16 protein-coding genes are annotated in these 15,917 nt (G+C 53.1%); 11 read left to right on the top strand and 5 right to left on the bottom strand.

The genetic code is table 11. The annotated features are described in order from the left end of the window. Positions 1-192 precede the first annotated feature (192 nt). The 4 genes from FDW96_RS18620 to adrA all read left to right on the top strand — a co-directional run bounded on the left by FDW96_RS18620 (position 193) and on the right by adrA (position 3,579). Positions 193-435, top strand: a complete 243-nt coding sequence (locus tag FDW96_RS18620; RefSeq protein ID WP_079225264.1) for a sigma-S stabilization anti-adapter protein IraP — start codon at positions 193-195, stop codon at positions 433-435. Between the two features lie 102 nt (positions 436-537). Then, positions 538-1,953, top strand: a complete 1,416-nt coding sequence (gene phoA / locus FDW96_RS18625; protein ID WP_137366119.1) for an alkaline phosphatase — start codon at positions 538-540, stop codon at positions 1,951-1,953. Positions 1,954-2,051: 98 nt separating this feature from the next. Next, positions 2,052-2,372 (top strand): phosphate starvation-inducible protein PsiF, encoded by a 321-nt coding sequence (gene psiF / locus FDW96_RS18630; protein WP_038638114.1) that lies wholly within the window; start codon positions 2,052-2,054, stop codon positions 2,370-2,372. A gap of 91 nt (positions 2,373-2,463) precedes the next feature. Further along, the gene (gene adrA, locus FDW96_RS18635) at positions 2,464-3,579 is read left to right on the top strand and encodes a diguanylate cyclase AdrA (protein WP_061381538.1); all 1,116 of its coding nucleotides are present in this window, start codon (positions 2,464-2,466) and stop codon (positions 3,577-3,579) included. Positions 3,580-3,596: 17 nt separating this feature from the next. Here the strand turns inward: adrA and proC are convergent, their stop codons facing one another. Then, the gene (gene proC, locus FDW96_RS18640) at positions 3,597-4,406 is read right to left on the bottom strand and encodes a pyrroline-5-carboxylate reductase (RefSeq protein ID WP_038638118.1); all 810 of its coding nucleotides are present in this window, start codon (positions 4,404-4,406) and stop codon (positions 3,597-3,599) included. 273 nt (positions 4,407-4,679) lie between these two features. Between proC and FDW96_RS18645 the strand changes: the two genes are divergently transcribed. The 5 genes from FDW96_RS18645 to ppnP all read left to right on the top strand — a co-directional run bounded on the left by FDW96_RS18645 (position 4,680) and on the right by ppnP (position 7,365). Next, positions 4,680-5,135 (top strand): YaiI/YqxD family protein, encoded by a 456-nt coding sequence (locus FDW96_RS18645; RefSeq protein ID WP_137349013.1) that lies wholly within the window; start codon positions 4,680-4,682, stop codon positions 5,133-5,135. A 185-nt stretch (positions 5,136-5,320) separates the two neighbouring features. After that, the gene (gene aroL / locus FDW96_RS18650; protein WP_042310192.1) at positions 5,321-5,866 is read left to right on the top strand and encodes a shikimate kinase AroL; all 546 of its coding nucleotides are present in this window, start codon (positions 5,321-5,323) and stop codon (positions 5,864-5,866) included. 26 nt (positions 5,867-5,892) lie between these two features. Then, a complete protein-coding gene (gene yaiA / locus FDW96_RS18655) occupies positions 5,893-6,084 on the top strand; it encodes a protein YaiA (protein WP_042310190.1) in 192 nt (63 codons plus the stop codon). Between the two features lie 247 nt (positions 6,085-6,331). Next, complete coding sequence (locus tag FDW96_RS18660; RefSeq protein ID WP_061381539.1) at positions 6,332-7,009, top strand: AroM family protein; 678 nt, start codon at positions 6,332-6,334, stop codon at positions 7,007-7,009. A 71-nt stretch (positions 7,010-7,080) separates the two neighbouring features. Next, a complete protein-coding gene (gene ppnP, locus FDW96_RS18665) occupies positions 7,081-7,365 on the top strand; it encodes a pyrimidine/purine nucleoside phosphorylase (RefSeq protein WP_038638136.1) in 285 nt (94 codons plus the stop codon). A gap of 50 nt (positions 7,366-7,415) precedes the next feature. On the opposite strand, the gene rdgC is transcribed toward ppnP, so the two are convergent. After that, the gene (gene rdgC, locus FDW96_RS18670; RefSeq protein ID WP_003021479.1) at positions 7,416-8,327 is read right to left on the bottom strand and encodes a recombination-associated protein RdgC; all 912 of its coding nucleotides are present in this window, start codon (positions 8,325-8,327) and stop codon (positions 7,416-7,418) included. 91 nt (positions 8,328-8,418) lie between these two features. Here rdgC and mak point away from each other — a divergent pair, with 91 nt between their 5' ends. Further along, positions 8,419-9,327 (top strand): fructokinase, encoded by a 909-nt coding sequence (gene mak / locus FDW96_RS18675; protein WP_061381540.1) that lies wholly within the window; start codon positions 8,419-8,421, stop codon positions 9,325-9,327. Positions 9,328-9,333: 6 nt separating this feature from the next. Here mak and araJ read toward each other — a convergent pair whose 3' ends face one another. The 3 genes from araJ to sbcD all read right to left on the bottom strand — a co-directional run bounded on the left by araJ (position 9,334) and on the right by sbcD (position 15,022). After that, on the bottom strand, positions 9,334-10,503 hold the full coding sequence (araJ, locus tag FDW96_RS18680; RefSeq protein WP_137366120.1) for an MFS transporter AraJ: 1,170 nt from the start codon (positions 10,501-10,503) through the stop codon (positions 9,334-9,336). Positions 10,504-10,676: 173 nt separating this feature from the next. Next, positions 10,677-13,823, bottom strand: coding sequence for an exonuclease subunit SbcC (sbcC, locus tag FDW96_RS18685; RefSeq protein WP_137366121.1), 3,147 nt, complete (start codon positions 13,821-13,823; stop codon positions 10,677-10,679). Beyond that, positions 13,820-15,022 (bottom strand): exonuclease subunit SbcD, encoded by a 1,203-nt coding sequence (gene sbcD / locus FDW96_RS18690; protein WP_137349009.1) that lies wholly within the window; start codon positions 15,020-15,022, stop codon positions 13,820-13,822. Before sbcD ends, sbcC begins: the two co-directional genes overlap by 4 nt. 190 nt (positions 15,023-15,212) lie before the next feature. On the opposite strand from sbcD, the gene phoB reads away from it, so the two are divergent. After that, entirely contained in the window at positions 15,213-15,902 is a 690-nt protein-coding gene (gene phoB / locus FDW96_RS18695) for a phosphate response regulator transcription factor PhoB (protein WP_003021496.1), read from the top strand. Positions 15,903-15,917: the final 15 nt, after the last annotated feature.

Genomic DNA, 15,917 nt, shown 5'->3' on the forward strand with positions numbered 1-15,917 from the left:
CTCTATGTGATTATTCATCATTTTACCTTTTTATATTGAAGGATTTTGTTTTAAGGCTCATCTCTCCCTTATTTTTTGATGTGATTGTTTTCGCAAATAGTTTAATTTCTTCTAAAAATAAAACTTTTATCACCTAGGCAGTAGTGAGCCTTAATGTTAACGTGGCTTATATTTTGTTAAGGGAATACGCAAATGAAAAATCTCGTCACTGAGTTGTTGCTTAAGCTCGCCCAAAAAGAAGAAGAGTCACAAAACCTGGCGGCGCAGGTCGAAACGTTAGAGCAGGTAATCACCGAAATGCTGCGCAATATGGCGTGGAGCGATCGGCAAATAGTGCTGCGTCAAATTGAAGGTGCTCTGGCAGGCGTAAACCGTGTGCCAACGTTTATGACGACCCTCCATAACGCTGGCGAGAGCGTGCCAAAAGCGTTTTGAGTAATCCGAGGGTGCGCCCACAAATTATCATAAAAGTGTCACATCAAATACTTATAGTCGCTTTGTTTTAATTTTACCGTATTTATACATGGAGAAAATAAAGTGAAACAAAGCGCACTCGTGATTGCCCTGTTACCTTTGCTGTTTACCCCGATTATTAATGCAGAAACATCTACCGTAGCGGTTATGGATAATCGTGCCGCTCAGGGTGATATCACCACGCCAGGCGGTGCCCGCCGATTGTCAACCGATCAAACGGCAGCGCTGCGTGAATCTCTGAACGATAAGCCTGCTAAAAATATAATTTTATTGATTGGCGATGGCATGGGTGATTCAGAAATAACGGCCGCACGAAATTATGCCGAAGGCGCGGGCGGTTTTTTTAAAGGTATTGATGCTTTACCGTTGACCGGGCAATACACGCACTATGCGTTAGATAAGAAAACGGGCAAGCCGGATTATGTGACGGACTCTGCGGCCTCAGCGACGGCATGGACCACCGGGGTTAAAACTTATAATGGTGCCCTGGGCGTTGATATCCATGAAAAAGATCATGCAACAATTTTGGAAATGGCAAAAGCGGCAGGTCTGGCGACGGGCAACGTTTCTACCGCTGAATTGCAGGATGCTACCCCAGCAGCGCTGGTTGCTCATGTCACTTCGCGTAAGTGCTATGGTCCAGGCGTGACCCGTGAAAAATGCCCAACCAATGCGCTGGAAAAAGGTGGCAAGGGGTCAATTACAGAACAGTTGCTGAATGCCCGGCCTGACGTCACGTTGGGCGGTGGGGCAAAAACGTTTGCTGAAACCGCTGCGGCAGGGGAGTGGCAGGGTAAAACGTTGCGGGAACAAGCCCAGGCGCGCGGTTATCAGATAGTAAGTGATGCCGAGACGCTGGCAGCGATTACCGAAGCTAACCAGGATAAGCCGTTGCTGGGCCTGTTCTCCGACGGTAATATGCCGGTGCGCTGGGAAGGTCCGAAAGCGTCCTATCATGGCAATCTGGATAAACCGGTGGTGACCTGTACGCCAAATCCAAAGCGTGATGACACTGTGCCGACGCTGGCGCAGATGACGGATAAAGCGATTGAGCTATTAAGCAAAAATGAGAAAGGTTTCTTCCTGCAAGTGGAAGGAGCATCCATCGATAAACAGGACCACGCCGCCAACCCGTGTGGACAGATTGGCGAAACGGTTGATCTAGACGAAGCGGTGCAGCGTGCGCTTGCCTTTGCGAAGCAAGATGGCAACACCCTGGTGGTGGTAACCGCTGACCACGCACATGCCAGCCAGATTGTCGCACCTGATACCAAAGCACCTGGTCTGACTCAGGCGTTGAACACCAAAGATGGCGCGGTGATGGTCATCAGCTACGGCAATTCTGAAGAGGAATCTCAGGAGCACACCGGTAGCCAGTTGCGCATCGCCGCTTATGGCCCGCATGCGGCGAATGTAGTCGGCCTGACCGATCAAACTGACCTGTTTTACACTATGAAAGCGGCGTTAGGTCTGAAGTAACCCTGCCCCCCGGTGACAATAGTTTTGCCGCCGGGTGGTATTTTTATTGTTAGCAGCCAAACTTACCTGTGTGTCGTCGTTCAGAAAAGGATGGTGCTATGAAAATTACATTATTAATGACGCTGCTCTTTGGACTGGTTTTTTTAACTACCGTCGGTGCTGCCGAGAAGACGTTAACCCCGCAACAACAGCGTATGACCACCTGCAATCAGCAGGCAACGGCGCAGGCCTTAAAAGGGGATGCGCGTAAGACGTATATGAGTGATTGCCTGAAAAACAGCAAATCTGCGCCTGAGGAAAAGAGTTTAACCCCACAGCAGCAGAAGATGCGTGAATGCAACGTCAAGGCGACGGAGCAGTCACTGAAAGGCGATGATCGTAACAAGTTTATGAGCGCTTGCCTGAAAAAAGCTGCGTAGCACTTACGGGTGAGCAGGTAAAAACGCTCACCCGAAATTTCATACTCCCGCCAGCAGACCCCTACCTATAATTTGGGAAATTTGTTTCAGAATGTTCCCAAATACGATGAATGATGAAAACTTTTTCCAAAAGAAGGTCGTCGCGGATGAAGCGTTTATATCACTTCATCAAAACGACCACCAACGTTCCGGTCTGCGATTTGCCCGACGGATCAGGCTGCCGCGAGCGGTGGGATTGGGGGGAATGTTTTTCCCTATCGCGTCGGTATTAGTTTCCCAGCCCATTACCGGAGGCTGGTGGCTGTTGCTGGTGGGATGGGCATTCGTCTGGCCACATCTGGCCTGGCAGTTGGCAAGTAAAGCAGACGATCCTCTGCATAGTGAATTTACCAATTTAAAAGCCGATGCCATCCTCGCCGGGATGTGGCTGGGAATTATGGGGGCAAACCTGTTGCCGTCGACGGCGCTGCTCATGATTACTTGCATCAACCTGATGGGCGCTGGGGGAATGCGAGTATTCCTCGCGGGCGTCGTGTTGATGGCGGTGTCATGTCTGGTGACGTTACAGTTAACCGATATTCCCGTCGCTGTTAGCAGCGGTCAACTGAGCGTGGTGTTATCACTGCCGGTACTGGTGATGTATCCGCTGCTGTTTGCCTGGGTCAGCTATCAGACGGTCATCAAGCTGGCGGAACATAAACGCCGCTTACAGGTGATGAGTACGCGAGATGGGATGACCGGCGTTTATAACCGACGTCACTGGGAGCTGTTGCTACGTAATGAATTTGATAATTGCCGCCGCTACCAGCGTGACGCCACGTTGCTTATTATTGATATCGACCATTTTAAGAGCATCAATGATACCTGGGGTCATGACGTCGGGGATCAGGCCATTGTCGCGCTGACCCGTCAGCTGCAGATGACTTTACGCGGCAGCGATGTGATCGGGCGCTTTGGTGGTGATGAGTTTGCGGTGATTATGTGCGGCACGCCGGCAACCAGCGCAATTGCGGCCATGTCGCGAGTGCATGAACGACTTAGTCAGTTGCGTTTATCCTGCGCTCCGCAGGTTGCCTTGCGTATTAGCGTTGGCGTAGCGCCGCTGACTTCTGAAACTGAGCATTATCGGGAATGGTTAAAATCAGCAGATATGGCGCTTTACAAAGCAAAGAATTCCGGACGTAACCGCACTGAAGCGGCGGCCTGACGTCCGGTGATATTAACTCAGGATCGGCTGAGTTTTTCTGACTGTTCCATGCACTTAACCATCGCTTCAATCACTGATGAACGGAAACCACGTTCTTCCAGGACACGCACCGCTTCGATAGTGGTTCCGCCTGGCGAGCACACCATATCCTTCAGTTCCCCTGGATGTTTACCCGTTTCCAGCACCATTTTTGCCGAGCCCATTACCGCTTGCGCTGCGAATTTATAAGCCTGCGCACGGGGCATTCCCCCCTGAACGGCAGCATCCGCCATCGCTTCGATAAACATAAAGACATAGGCCGGTGCAGAACCGCTGACGCCGACCACCGGGTGAATCATTGATTCTGCAATCACTTCGGCTTCGCCAAAGCAGCGGAAGATATTCAGTACGTCGGCCGTATCTTCCGGCGTTACTAAGGCGTTCGGCGTGACGGAGGTCATTCCGGCATTAACCAGTGACGGGGTATTTGGCATTGCGCGAATGATTTTGCGGTCATGACCCAGTGCGCGGGCGAGCTGATCGAGGGTAACGCCAGCGGCAATCGAGACAACCAGAGAGTCTTTGTTCAGGCTGGAGGTGATTTCACTCAGCACCTTAATCATGATGCCTGGTTTTACGGCACCAAAAACAATGTCGGCGATTTGGGCAACTTCTTGCGCAGACTGCGCTGCATTAATACCATACTGGTCGTGCAACGCAGCGACCTTATCAGGGGAAGGGGTATAGACCCAGATTTGTCCCGGGAGAACCTGGCCGCTGGCGATCATGCCGCCAAGAATTGCTTTGCCCATATTACCGCAGCCGATAAAACCAATTTTTTTGTCCATCTTGTCACTCCCTATGGATGATATTCATTGTTTTATACCCGTCATACTTCAAGTTGCATGTGCGTTGGCTGCGTTCGCTCACCCGAATCACTTACCAGAGTAAGCTCATCGGGAGTCACTCTCTTGCCGCCTGCCTGCAACCCGAATTATTTAGGGTAAATCTGGGAAAGCTAAGCTTAGCGCGGAATGAATATGTGCAGAAGGAGAAACAGCACTTTGCCTGCAAGTAAAAGCACGAGACAATGCGCGATTACACACGAGTGGGGAGAGATTATGACAATATGGGTGGATGCCGACGCGTGTCCGAACGTGATTAAAGAAATTTTATACCGCGCCTCTGAGCGCATGCAGATGCCGCTTATTCTGGTGGCGAACCAGAGTTTGCGCGTCCCGTCTTCGCGTTTTATCCGTACATTACGCGTTCCCGCCGGGTTTGACGTCGCTGATAACGAGATTGTGCGACAATGTAGCGCCGGTGATTTAGTGATAACGGCGGATATTCCACTGGCTGCTGAAGCCATTGGAAAAGGGGCAGCAGCGCTTAATCCACGCGGCGAACGTTATACCGAAGCGACGATCCGCGAACGTCTGATGATGCGTGATTTTATGGATACGCTACGTGCCAGCGGCATCCAGACCGGGGGACCAGATAGCCTTTCTCCCCGCGACCGGCAGCATTTTGCGGCTGAGCTGGATAAGTGGTGGCTGGAAGTTCAGCGCAGAAAATAACACCTGTAATTTATTTCTTACACTTTCATCCCTGTGAATTCTTGTTATAGTAGGGTCTAATTGACGACATCACTCTTTCTGTAATTTTTTCTTTACGTTTTGGTGGTGTACTAGTTTGATGATATGATTATATCTTTAATAGCATCAGATCCCGCTTGTCGGCGGCTCTCTGGGGAAATTCTGTGATGACGCAACCTCTTTTTCTTGTTGGCCCCCGGGGGTGTGGTAAAACGACAACCGGTATGGCGCTGGCGAAGGCTATCGATTACCAGTTTGTTGATACCGATCGCTGGTTGCAATCGCACGTGCAGATGACCGTGGCGGAAATTGTCGAAAGAGAAGGATGGGAAGGGTTTCGTGCCCAGGAAACAGCCGCTCTGCAGGCCGTCACGGCTCCGACAACGGTTGTCGCGACCGGTGGCGGTATCATTCTCACCGAATTTAATCGTCACTACATGCGTAGCCACGGTGTGGTTATCTATTTAAGCGCGCCGGTATCGGTACTGGTAGATCGCCTGGAGGCCACACCTGAAGAGGGGTTGCGCCCAACCTTAACCGGCAAGCCGTTGACCGAAGAAGTAGAGGAAGTGCTTGCCCAGCGCGATGTTCTGTACCGTGAGGCCGCGCATTATATTATTGATGCGACCAATCCGCCTTCGCAGGTGGTGGACGACATTCTTGGGATACTGTCGCAGGCAGCGCCACGGTTACAGGGTGGTGTCTATACTTAAAGCTCATTCAGACAAAAGGAAGAGCTATGCCGACAAAACCACCTTATCCGCGTCAGGCGACCATTGTAACGGTTGAAAAGGGGACGCCAGGCCAGACGGTAACCTGGTATCAACTTCGTGCCGATCACCCAGAACCGAATTCGTTGATCAGTGAGCATCCTTCCGCTCAGGAAGCCATGGATGCTAAAAAGCGCTATGAGGATCCCGACAAAACCTGATGTCGGATACCGCCCGGGCAGGTGTCTGAAAAGGCCCAGTACGGGCGTACATCACATTTTTTTAAATATCGCGATATACAGTAAAAATCGAAAATTAAACAATAACAATACAGTACTGGAATGATTTGGAATCTTTACAAAATAGACCGCCGATCTGCTGCTACGCTTTTGAGCGTTTGTAGCACAGGTCAGCGCCCGGCAATGATTCGGGAATTCACAGCAAAGTAAGAAGACGGTGGAGCAAAAAATGGGTACGTCGTTGGCTATCCTCACGATTGGCGTGGTGCCGATGAGTGAGGTGTTACCGCTCCTGACGGAATATATTGATGAGCAGCACATTACTCACCACAGTCTGCTGGGACAGATGCGGCGAGAGGATGTGATGGCTGAGTACGGGGTCTCTCCCGGTGACGAGCCGCTCTTAACGCTGCTCTGCGACCATCAACTTGCCCATGTTTCGCGCCAGAAAGTGGAACGCTCACTGCAGGGTATTGTAGAAGTGCTCGACAATCAGGGCTTTGACGTGATCCTGCTGATGAGTACGGCTTCAATTGCCCGCCTGACCGCCCGCAAGAGTATGCTGCTGGAACCTTTACGTATCATTCCTCCGCTGGTCGCCTCGATTGTGGAAGGGCATCAGGTTGGGGTTATTGTCCCCGTCACGGAATTGCTCAAAGCCCAGACGCAAAAATGGCAGGTGTTACAAACGCCGCCAGTGTATGCCGTGGCGAATCCGATTCACGGTTCCGAACAACAACTGATTGATGCCGGTAAAGAATTGCTTGAGCAAGGCGCAGATGTGATCATGCTGGATTGTCTGGGCTTTAATCAACGTCATCGCGATTTACTGCAAAAATCGCTGGATGTCCCGGTTCTGCTGTCCAATGTGCTGATCGCCCGACTGGCTTCGGAATTGCTCGCGTAATTTTGCGTGACAGGTGGAACACCTGCCCCCTATATTGGTTGTTAACTTAATCACAAGATAGGGCCAGTTGTATGCTTCAAAGTAATGAATACTTTTCCGGCAAAGTAAAATCCATCGGTTTTACCAGCAGCAGTACTGGCCGTGCCAGTGTTGGCGTGATGGCCGAAGGTGAATACACCTTTGGTACTGCGGCGCCTGAAGAGATGACGGTCGTCAGCGGCGCACTTAACGTGCTGTTGCCGGGGGAAACTGAGTGGAAAGTCTATGCCGCAGGGGACGTGTTTAACGTACCAGGCAGTAGCGAGTTTCATCTGCAGGTGGCAGAGCCAACATCCTATCTTTGCCGCTACCTGTAAGCGTAAAAATGACGAATGGCGACATTGAGCCGCCATTCGGTAAACACGGTTTAACGTTGTGCTTCGCCGCCTAATCCTTCCACCAGACTTTTAATCAGCGCCGCCAGTTCCCCCGTCATCAGGATGAAATCGGCATCAAAACGCTGAGCGTAGTCCTCGCGGTCGATATCTTCGTTTTGATCGCGCAACTCGTCGCTAAACTTCAGACGCTTAATCGAGCCGTCGTCGCACATCACGAACTGAATGCGCTGCTGCCAGTCGAGCGCCAGCTTGGTGACCAGTTTGCCCGCTTCGATATGTACGGCGATTTCGTCGCAGACCAGATCCTGTTTTTTCGCGCGGATCACGCCGCCGTCTTCAAGGATCGCTTTCAGTTCGGCTTCATCCAGCAACTGGAAGCCCTGTGCCGTTGTACCGGAGCGAACCCATTCGGTCAGCGTCAGCTCAATCGGGTTTTCCATCGTCAGCGGAACAACCGGCAGCGAGCCAAGGCTCTTACGCAGCAGCGCCAGCGTATCTTCCGCTTTCTTCGCGCTCGCACAATCAACCATGATCAGATCGTTAACGGTGTCGATCCACATCATCGTTTGGCTGAAGCGGCTAAAAGCGCGCGGCAGCAATGAGTGCAGAACTTCATCTTTCAGCGAGTCTTTTTCGGTCTTCTTAAGCTTACGACCTTGCTCAGCTTCCAGTTTGAATATTTTGGCTTCCAGCGCCTGTTTGATAACCGGCGACGGCAGAATTTTTTCTTCTTTGCGGGCACAGATAATAATTTGGCCATTGGCGGTATGCGTTAATGCATCGCTGTGCGATCCCATCGGCGGAACCCAGCCCATTTTTGCCATATCCTGGCTACCGCAGGGAGTGAACGTCATTGATGCCAGCTGTTTTTCCATCTCTTCGGCACGCAAAGAAACATCGCGGCTAAGACGGTAAACCATTAAATTTTTGAACCACAGCATGATAATTTCCACGGCCTTGTCGTTAAATCCAGCGGGCATGATAGCGAATTGTCGCTATGCTTGCATTGTTAATCGGGAAGAGGAGCAAACAGTGCGTATAGGTATCGATTTGGGCGGTACAAAAACGGAAGTTATTGCGCTTGGCGATGCAGGCGAGCAGCTTTTTCGCCATCGCCTGCCCACACCGCGTGAGGATTATCGGCAAACGATAGAAACCATTGCCGCGCTGGTGGAGATGGCGGAGCTGGCTACCGGGCAAACGGGAACCGTGGGGATGGGGATCCCCGGTTCAATTTCGCCTTACACTGGGGTAGTCAAGAATGCCAACTCAACCTGGCTTAACGGGCAACCCTTTGATAAAGACTTAAGTATGCGTTTGAAGCGTGAAGTGCGCCTGGCGAATGATGCCAATTGCCTGGCGGTTTCTGAAGCGGTGGATGGCGCGGCGGCAGGGGCGCAAACCGTGTTTGCGGTAATTATTGGCACTGGATGCGGCGCGGGTGTGGCGTTGAATGGTCGGGCGCACACGGGTGGCAACGGTACCGCGGGCGAGTGGGGGCATAATCCGCTGCCGTGGATGGACGAAGATGAGCTGCGTTATCGCCAGGAAGTACCCTGCTATTGCGGCAAGCAAGGCTGCATTGAAACCTTTATTTCCGGGACCGGTTTTGCCACCGACTACCAGCGTCTGAGCGGTAAGTCGCTCAAGGGCAGCGACATTATCGATCTGGTTAACGTGCGGGATGCTGTGGCGGAGCAGGCTTTGAGCCGCTATGAGCTGCGTCTGGCAAAATCGCTGGCGCATGTGGTGAATATTCTCGATCCGGACGTCATTGTTCTGGGTGGGGGAATGAGTAATGTCGACAGGCTATATCAAAACGTTCCAACATTGATGAAGCAGTTTGTCTTTGGCGGCGAGTGCGAAACGCCCCTACGTAAGGCGATGCACGGTGACTCCAGCGGCGTACGTGGTGCGGCCTGGCTGTGGCCGCAGGCGTAATCTGTTTTACGTCACGGGTGCAATTTGTTGCACGCCGCGCTTCAGGTAACCGTAAATCAGCAGCGATGACATGGCGGAGAAAGACAGCAACGCAGCCGGCAGCGTCACATAGTTGTAGGCAAAGCCCAGCGTCAGCATCATACCGCCGCACCAGGCGCCAATTGCGCTACCGAGGTTAAAGGCAATTTGCCCGCCTGCCGCGCCCAGTAGCTCACCTCCTTTGGCATTTTGCAGCAGCAAAATTTGTAGCGGTGCCGACAGAGCAAACAGGCCCGCGCAGCAAATAAAGGCGAAGGTCAGCGATGCGGCTTTGATACCGCCAAAGACAAAAAGCAGCAGCAGAACCAGCACAATGATGAAGTCGGTTATTACCGCAATGCGCAGCGGCGTATAGCGGCCAGATAGCCGACCGCTCAACAGATTCCCTAATACCATCCCCAATCCCACCAGCATCATGATGAAGGTCATCAGCGTTTCGGAAAAACCGGAGATGTACATCATGTACGGCTTAACGTAGCTGAACCAGGCGAAAACCCCGGCGTTGCCAAACATGGTGGCGGAAAAGATCAGCCACGGGGCGGGGCTTTTCAAAAAGTGAAATTGTTCGCGCAGATTCCCTTTCGCTTCATCGCTGATGTTGGGCACCCAAAAAGCTATCGAGACAATAACGGCGATATTAAAGACGGCTATCAACAGGAACGTATAGCGCCAGCTAAATTCCTGGCTAAGCCAGGTACCGACGGGAATGCCAATCAGATTGGCAACGGTCATCCCTGAAACCATGCCCGCGACGGCGGCGGTGACTTTTCCTGGGCGTGCCAGTTTCGACAGAATAATTGCCCCAACGCCAAAAAATGCGCCGTGCGGGAAGCCGGAAACCAGCCTGCCCACCGCCAGCATTAAATACGAGGAGGAGAGGGTGAAGATGGCGTTGCCAATCACGCATAGCGTGACCAAAAACAGCAGAATATGTTTTAGCGAAAAGCGGCTGGAAAAGAGCGCAATAATCGGCGCGCCCAGCACTACGCCAAAGGCGTAAAACGAAATCATATGACCCGCGGCCGGGATGGAAATGCCCACGTCCCGCGCCAGCTCGGTGAGTACTCCCATGATGCCGAACTCGGCCATGCCCAGCCCAAATGTCCCCAGCGCTAACGAGAAAACGACTTTTTTCATACCACCTGCCAACAAGAAAGACGCCGGATGTGCGTCATAGCGGCGAACGTTCTCCGCAAATAGGGATAGCTTGCGGATAAGCGAAGTGGAATGCCATTTCATATCCGTCTTTGAGTATGCAATATTGTGCTACATATTCGTGCCGAATGGCGCCGATCCGGCTTGTGAAGCTATCAGGCATCAACTGCAAATATTTTGTCGAGTTTGCTGTACCCCAGACCGTTGATTTTTTTAACCTTGATCTGCACCGGAATACGTTCTTTCATCGCTTCAACGTGGCTGATCACTCCAATGGTTTTGCCGGTGGCGTTCAGCGCATCGAGCGCGTCCAGCGCGGTATCGAGCGTTTCGCTGTCCAGCGTGCCGAAACCTTCATCGAGGAACAGAGAGTCAATTCGCGTTTTGTGGCTGACCAGATCGGATAACGCCAGCGCCAGCGCCAGACTCACGAGGAAACTCTCGCCGCCGGAAAGCGTACGGGTGTCGCGCACGGCATCGGCCTGCCAGGTATCAACCACTTCCAGCTCCAGCGCTTCGCTGGCCTTACGCTGTAACAGATAGCGACCATGCAGACGAGTGAGTTGGTTGTTGGCAAGCCACACCAGGTTATCCAGCGTCAGCCCCTGGGCAAACTTGCGGAATTTATCTCCCTCTTTCGAGCCGATCAACGCATTCAGATAGCCCCAGTCATCAACCTGCTGCGTGACCTTTTCAATCTCCTGCATCAGCGCCTGTTGCTGCTGACGATGTTCAGCATCCTGTTTGAGCTGCTGGCGAATTTCACCCTGGCGAGTGGTATTTTCCCGTAGCTGCTGGGTGAGCTGCGCCAGCGCGTCGCGAAGATGTTGTGCTGTGAGCGTGAGATCCGCCCCGGTTGGCAACTGCTGGTGATGGCTCGCCAGCGCCTGCTGAGCCTGATTAAGCAGCGTTTGTGCCTGCTGTTGCTGGTTTTCCAGCGATTGCTTTAACTGCTCCAGACGGCTAAAGGTCTCTTCATCCAGCAGAGCGGCAACAAAGGCGTCACGATCGGCAAAGAGGCTGGCCTGCAGTGCGGCATCAAACTGTGCCTGAATTTCTGCGGCGCGCTGTACGTCCTGCGTCTCCTGCTGTTGCAAGGTTTGCCACTGGCCCTGTAAAGACAGGCAATCGTCATGGACCTGTCGCCAGTTTTCCAGCGACAGACTCTCAGTACCTGCAGAAAGTGTATCGCTCTCAGGCAGCGTTTCCAGCAACGGCGTGAGCTGAGCTATCTGCGCCTGTAACTCGGTGAGTTCGTTCTGGCGCTGCTGCCACATTTGCGCTTCTCTCGCCCGCTCGCTCAGCCACGAAGCGACTTCATCCTCTGCCGGAAGGGATAGTCCATGGCGGGCTAGCTCGGCGGTTAACGTCGCCTGGCGCTGGTCAATTTGCTGCTGGAGCTGGGTAATCTGCTCGGTATGCGCCGTGATTTGCGCCTGCAGGGTATGACGCAAGCTTAACTGGTGAAGCTGTTGTTCGTGTTCTTCCTGGGCGGCAAGCCACGGGGCAATGTCATCCTGCGGTTGTAGCGATACGTTGAGGCTGGCGGTAACGGTCAGCCACTCTTGAGTAAGTGCTTGCTCCTCTTGAGAAAGCGTCTGTGCTTCGCGTTCATCCCGTTGAAGTTGCTGGGTTATTGCCTCAAGCTGACCGCGTAACGTTGAACCCTCATCAGCCAGGGTTTTAACCTCTTTTTCCAGCGCTTCACGTCGTGCCTGATTTACGCTCAGCTCAAGCGTCTGGTAACGCTCGATAGCCGGATGTGTAGTAGAGCCACAAAGCGGACAAGGTTTGCCGGATTCCAGTAATGCCCGATGGCTTTCCAGATCTTTGATGCGGGCTTCCTGCTCGCAAATGATCCTCACATCGGTAAGTTGCTGATTTTTATCTTTATAGCGCTGACGTTTTTCGGCAAGCACTGCGTTGCGCTGAGTCAGCTCTTGTTGACGCTGCACAAGCGTGGCGCGTAACTGCGCCAGCTGCTTTTGCTTCGGGGCGATTTGCCCATGCAGATTGCTCAGACGCTGGCGTAACGGACGGAGCTGCGCATGTTGCGCCAGCGCCGCCGTGACCTCCTGTGGCGAAAGAGTCAGCGTGGGAAGCGCCAGCGCATCCAGTTTACGCGTGTCGTTTTCCCGTAATTGCTGCCACTGGCGTAGTTGGGCGCTGGCGTCGGACTGTTGCGCCAGCAGGGCCTTCCAGCCAGCCAGTTCGCTGCCCCACAATCGGAAGCGATCGTGTTCGTTCAGCCAGTCGGTTAACGTCTGCTGTCCAGCGAGCAAGGAGGTCGACTGCGTGTGCGCCTGCTGACGGATGCGCCCGCGCAGCGCTAAGCTGCTTTGTAAGCGAGCATTCACTTCCTGAATCTTCTGCCGCGTACGCGCTATCGTAGCCGTTTGTTCCTGGATTCGCTCCCAGTGTGGGCGTAACGCTCTGGCCGGTTGCGCCAGACTCAGCGCCGCCAGCTGTGGCTGTGCGTCTTCCTGCGCTTGTTTAGCGGCCTGTAACGTCTGTTGGTGACGGTTGATTTCTGCCTGTAGCTCATTTTGCCGAATGAGCCAGTTGAGATGCTGTTGCTGAGTCTGCTGGCTGGCAAGGTATTGTTTTTCCTCGTCAGTAAGTACCTGCAAACGCTCTGTCAGGGACTGCACCTGCTCCGCAGCGAGCAGAGCCACGCCGCTGGCCTGCGCTTGCAGTTTTTCCAGCTCCGTACGCGCTGCTTTATGTTTTTCAAACACCATGGCGGAAATTTGGCCGTAGATCTCAGTCCCCGTCAGCTCTTCCAGCAGTTCGGCACGCTCTTTCGGTTTGGCATTGAGAAATGCGGCAAATTGCCCCTGAGACAGCAGCATCGAACGGGTGAAACGACCGTAATCCAGTCCGGTAAGTTCGGCGGTCATTTCCAGCTTGTCTTTGACTTTATCGGCAAGAATTTTACCGTCGGCGCAGCGGGCAAGTTCTACGCGCGGCGCCTGTAGATTGCCTTCAGGCTGATTGCGCGCGCGGTTCTGGCTCCAGAATGCGCGATAGGCTTCGCCCCGGACCTCGAACTCGACCTCGGCCAGACACTCGGCGGTGTCGCGGGTCATCAGATCGTTTTGCGACTGCGACACGGTATTGAGCCGCGGCGTTTCGTGATACAGCGCGAGACAAATGGCGTCCAGCAGGGTGGTTTTTCCCGCGCCCGTTGGACCAGTGATGGCGAACAGCCCATTGCTGGCAAAGGGCTCAGCCGTGAAATCGATTTTCCATTCTCCTTTCAGAGAATTGAGGTTTTTCAAACGCAGGCTGAGAATTTTCATGCTTCGGTCTCCCCGGCAAGCGTGTGTAAGGTGGTGCCAAACAGTTGATTCAGGCGCTCGCGTTGCGGTTCTTCGAGTTCTTCCAGCGCCAGGCGGCGGTCAAAAACGTCCGTCACGCTCAGCTCGCTTAGCGTTTCACGTCGTTCATTCGCCATAATACGTTCGCGCTGTTCCCGGCTACGGCGCACCAATAACACCTCTACCGGTAAATCTTCGGTTAATGTCTGAATCTTACGCTGCATGTCGTGCAGATAGTCATCGGTGGTGATTTCGATATCTAACCAGACTGGCGGTTCCTGCTGCACACCGCGCCACTGCTCTAGTTGGGCGGTAATCGCGGCTAAATCACCTTTCAGCACTGCCAACGGCTGGGTGACCGGTACGGTGAGGTGTTCAACAGCGCTCAGCTTGCCGTTTTCGAAGCTCACCAGATGGACGCATTTGCTTTTGCCGCACTCGTCAAAACTGAGCGCAATTGGCGAACCGCAGTAGCGAATATGCTCGGTCCCGCCGATAACCTGCGCCCGGTGAATATGTCCCAGCGCGATGTAATCGGCTGGTGGAAAGTTTTGCGCCGGAAAGGCGTCCAGCGTACCAATATAAATGTCACGTACAGCGTCACTTTTACTGGCGCCAACGGTGGTCAGATGCCCGGTCGCAATGATGGGTAGATTTTGGTTGCCACGCAGCGTACAGGCGTCCTGATATTGCTGCTGATAATAGTCGGTAATAGCTGATAGCAAATGCTGCTGTTTCTCTTGTCCGGTCAGCCCTGCCTGGCTGGTAATGATGTCGCGCGGGCGTAAAAAAGGAACCGGGCACAGGATCGCACCCGGCGTGCCGTCGCGTTGCGACAGCACCTGCGGCGCATGGCCTGCGCTGGCGATCACTGTGGTGTTGAGAAACGCCAGAATATCGCGGGATTCGTTGAGCGTGGCGACGGAGTCGTGGTTACCGGCCAGTACCACCAGATGACAGCCGGTTTGCTGCAGATTAACGACAAAACGGTTATACAGCTCACGGGCATAGCTTGGCGGTGAGCCGGTATCGAAAATATCGCCCGCCACAATAATGGCATCCACCTGCTGGGATTGTGCGGTTTCCAGCAGCCAGTCGAGAAAGGCCTGGTGTTCAGCGGCACGGCTCTTGCTGTAGAAATTTTGGCCCAGATGCCAGTCAGACGTGTGAAGGATGCGCATAAGAGTTCCATGACGATAAAACAGTGGCGGGGATTATAACCCTGCAAGGACGGTAATATCTTGTTTTAGGGCTGTCATAATTCGCGGGGCTGCGTTAAACCTGGACTATCTTTTCATAAATCTGTCATAAAACTGACGCATAATGGCACCGTATTGATGGCAAACGATTTAATTATAAACAGGGCAAATCATGGCGAGACGTATTCTGGTCGTAGAAGATGAAGCTCCAATTCGTGAAATGGTCTGCTTCGTGCTCGAGCAAAACGGTTTTCAACCCGTAGAAGCCGAAGACTATGACAGTGCTGTGAACCAACTCAATGAACCCTGGCCGGATCTCGTCCTGCTTGACTGGATGCTACCCGGCGGCTCGGGCCTACAGTTTATTAAACATCTCAAGCGCGAAGCGATGACGCGGGATATTCCCGTCATGATGCTGACGGCAAGGGGAGAAGAGGAAGATCGCGTCCGGGGTCTGGAAACGGGTGCGGATGATTATATTACTAAGCCGTTTTCTCCCAAGGAGCTGGTGGCGCGTATTAAAGCGGTTCTGCGTCGTATTTCCCCCATGGCGGTGGAAGAAGTTATTGAGATGCAGGGGCTGAGCCTTGACCCAACCTCGCATCGCGTGATGACCGGCGAGGATCCGTTGGATATGGGGCCGACAGAATTCAAACTGTTGCACTTCTTTATGACCCACCCTGAACGCGTCTATAGTCGTGAGCAATTACTCAATCATGTCTGGGGTACCAATGTGTACGTGGAAGACCGGACAGTGGATGTGCATATCCGCCGCTTGCGTAAAGCGCTGGAGCACAGTGGACACGATCGTATGGTGCAGACGGTTCGTGGGACGGGATATCGTTTTTCGACCCGCTTCTGACTGACATGAATATAG

It is taken from the genome of Citrobacter sp. TBCS-15, from assembly GCF_005280815.1.
GTDB classification, from domain to species: Bacteria; Pseudomonadota; Gammaproteobacteria; order Enterobacterales; family Enterobacteriaceae; genus Citrobacter; species Citrobacter werkmanii.

What these genes read in the sequence shown, in the direction of transcription:
- FDW96_RS18620 (WP_079225264.1), top strand. Translation starts at nt 193, where the DNA reads ATGAAAAATCTCGTCACTGAGTTGTTGCTTAAGCTCGCCCAAAAAGAA.
- psiF (WP_038638114.1), top strand. Translation starts at nt 2,052, where the DNA reads ATGAAAATTACATTATTAATGACGCTGCTCTTTGGACTGGTTTTTTTA.
- adrA (WP_061381538.1), top strand. Translation starts at nt 2,464, where the DNA reads ATGTTCCCAAATACGATGAATGATGAAAACTTTTTCCAAAAGAAGGTC.
- proC (WP_038638118.1), bottom strand. Translation starts at nt 4,406, where the DNA reads ATGGACAAAAAAATTGGTTTTATCGGCTGCGGTAATATGGGCAAAGCA.
- FDW96_RS18645 (WP_137349013.1), top strand. Translation starts at nt 4,680, where the DNA reads ATGACAATATGGGTGGATGCCGACGCGTGTCCGAACGTGATTAAAGAA.
- aroL (WP_042310192.1), top strand. Translation starts at nt 5,321, where the DNA reads ATGACGCAACCTCTTTTTCTTGTTGGCCCCCGGGGGTGTGGTAAAACG.
- yaiA (WP_042310190.1), top strand. Translation starts at nt 5,893, where the DNA reads ATGCCGACAAAACCACCTTATCCGCGTCAGGCGACCATTGTAACGGTT.
- FDW96_RS18660 (WP_061381539.1), top strand. Translation starts at nt 6,332, where the DNA reads ATGGGTACGTCGTTGGCTATCCTCACGATTGGCGTGGTGCCGATGAGT.
- ppnP (WP_038638136.1), top strand. Translation starts at nt 7,081, where the DNA reads ATGCTTCAAAGTAATGAATACTTTTCCGGCAAAGTAAAATCCATCGGT.
- rdgC (WP_003021479.1), bottom strand. Translation starts at nt 8,327, where the DNA reads ATGCTGTGGTTCAAAAATTTAATGGTTTACCGTCTTAGCCGCGATGTT.
- araJ (WP_137366120.1), bottom strand. Translation starts at nt 10,503, where the DNA reads ATGAAAAAAGTCGTTTTCTCGTTAGCGCTGGGGACATTTGGGCTGGGC.
- sbcC (WP_137366121.1), bottom strand. Translation starts at nt 13,823, where the DNA reads ATGAAAATTCTCAGCCTGCGTTTGAAAAACCTCAATTCTCTGAAAGGA.
- sbcD (WP_137349009.1), bottom strand. Translation starts at nt 15,022, where the DNA reads ATGCGCATCCTTCACACGTCTGACTGGCATCTGGGCCAAAATTTCTAC.
- phoB (WP_003021496.1), top strand. Translation starts at nt 15,213, where the DNA reads ATGGCGAGACGTATTCTGGTCGTAGAAGATGAAGCTCCAATTCGTGAA.